Here is a 1599-nt window from a genome sequence, read left to right as displayed (position 1 = left end):
AGACCGCAGAGGCCGCCTAACCATGATCCCGGCAGCGCTGCCCCGACCCGATTTCAACATTCATCGGGACATCCCCAGGGTGGGGGTAAAGGGTGAGCATGGGGCGTCCAAGTTTACATTTTCGACCCGCAAGTTTCCATGACACACGGAATCTTCTAACATCAAGTTTCCATTTTTCGCGGAATGTAACATAGTTTGGCTGCCCGGAGGCTCCTCCCGGGGCACATGTTCGCCTCATGTTCCTGTCGCGCAGGTCTACGAGGAAGGCCAGTCCGTCGGCGCCAAGCCCGCTGGCTTTCGCCCGTCCAAGTTCCCCAGAGCTGCAGCTGACCTCGGACAGCAGCCAGCGTCGTCCCGGCCGTTGCATGCGAGATCCGGCGGCGCTGAAGGTGGAGGAGTGCGACATGGCCCACCGGCTGGGGGATCACGCACCGTGACCCAACCGGTGCTCCGCTCCCAGGACTTCAGCACTGGGCACGGCGCGATGCTGATCCGGCTGCGGGTTCAGGTGGCCAGCGCGATGCGCGTGCCCCATGGATCGCGCAGGACGGCAGCTTGGTGCGATACCTCTGACGGGATGCCAGCGCGTTCGGCGCGCGCCATGATGACCTCCCGGGTGGCCGGGTCGCGGGCGACAAGCTCCACCGCCTCCAGCCCGGCTGCCCCGTCCGGGCGCGGGCCTGCATGACGGCTGTTCCAGGTGTTTCCGGCCAGGTGGTGGTGATAACCGCCGCTGCCATAGAAATGCGCACCCGAATAGCGCGCGGCGATGTCGAGCCCGAGGATGTCGCGGTAGAACCCGTCCGCCGCGCCGGTATCGCCGACCTGCAGATGGACATGGCCGATGATCCCGCCCTCGGGGAAGCCCGCCCAGTCGCCCCGGCGTTCCTGCAACAGGGCCGGGATGTCCAGCGGATCGGTGGCCATACGGATCTGTCCCCGGGTATCGCGCCACTGCGCCACGGGGCGGTCGGCATAGACCTCGATCCCGTTGCCCTCGGGGTCGGCCAGATACAGGGCTTCGCTGACGATATGGTCCGAGGCGCCCTGAAGCCTCACCCCCAGCCGGGTGACATGCGCCAACCAGTGGGCCAGATCGGCGCGCGTGGGCATCAGGAACGCGGTGTGGAACAGCCCGGCATCGCGCGGGTTGCGCGGGGTGGCATCAGGATCGCCCAGCAGCACCAGCAACGGAACCGATCCCGCCCCCAGCGTGACCCGCCCGGCCGCCCGGTCAAGGACCGACAGGCCGATCACGCGCTGGTAGAAGCCGGACACCACGTCAAGGTCGCGGACGCGGAGCTGCACCTGCCCGATCCGCAGCGGGGCCTCGGCGTGGTTGAAGGTGGCATCGGTCATGATCGGTCTCCTCGCATGCGGTGGCATCGGTCCGGCTTCGTTACCTGCGATATGACCCTGGTCATCGAGAAAGATAATCCCGCCCCGGGGGAGAAGATTGCATCCAGATCAGAAGTAGTTGCGCTAGCCCTTATACCACAGCAAGGTGCCGCGATAGTGCACGGTCTGAGAGGCCAATCGGAAATGAGTTGAGTGAATTCAGCAGGTTGTGATTCTGTTCAGTTGCGACACAGAACGGAG

1 protein-coding gene is annotated in these 1599 nt (G+C 65.3%); it reads right to left on the bottom strand.

All coding sequences use genetic code 11. From position 1 onward, the window contains the following. Positions 1–504 precede the first annotated feature (504 nt). Positions 505–1359, bottom strand: coding sequence for a VOC family protein (locus tag HUK65_RS18360; RefSeq protein ID WP_179907716.1), 855 nt, complete (start codon positions 1357–1359; stop codon positions 505–507). Positions 1360–1599: the final 240 nt, after the last annotated feature.

The sequence above is a fragment of the Rhabdonatronobacter sediminivivens genome (assembly GCF_013415485.1).
In the GTDB taxonomy this organism is placed as follows: domain Bacteria; phylum Pseudomonadota; class Alphaproteobacteria; order Rhodobacterales; family Rhodobacteraceae; genus Rhabdonatronobacter; species Rhabdonatronobacter sediminivivens.
The sequence above is the reverse complement of the archived record's forward strand: the minus strand, read 5'-3'. Positions and strand labels throughout refer to the sequence as shown.

Excerpts from the sequence above, each read along its gene's own strand:
- HUK65_RS18360 (WP_179907716.1), bottom strand. The coding sequence starts at position 1,359 with ATGACCGATGCCACCTTCAACCACGCCGAGGCCCCGCTGCGGATCGGG.